General features: G+C 59.8%; 1 protein-coding gene. It reads left to right on the top strand.

The annotated features are described in order from the left end of the window. Positions 1–229 (top strand): DJ-1/PfpI family protein (locus SB753_RS42315; protein ID WP_410805861.1); only part of this gene is annotated, 229 nt, incomplete at both ends.

Genomic DNA, 229 nt, shown 5'->3' with positions numbered 1-229 from the left:
ACCGAGGCGTTCGGCGATCCGGCTTTCGATACGGTTATCGTGGGTTCGATCACCGAAATGAAAATGCCGTCCTCCGATGCCGCTGTGATCGCGTTCGTTCAGGAGGCAGCCAAAGCATCGAGACGGATTGCCTCGATCTGCAGCGGTGCATTCGTACTCGCCGAGGCCGGACTGTTGAATGGCCGACGCGCCACCATGCATTGGGCCCATGCGTCTGAATTCAGGGCCC

The organism is Paraburkholderia sp. SIMBA_053 (assembly GCF_046534895.1).
Lineage (GTDB): Bacteria > Pseudomonadota > Gammaproteobacteria > Burkholderiales > Burkholderiaceae > Paraburkholderia > Paraburkholderia caledonica.
The sequence above is the reverse complement of the archived record's forward strand: the minus strand, read 5'-3'. Positions and strand labels throughout refer to the sequence as shown.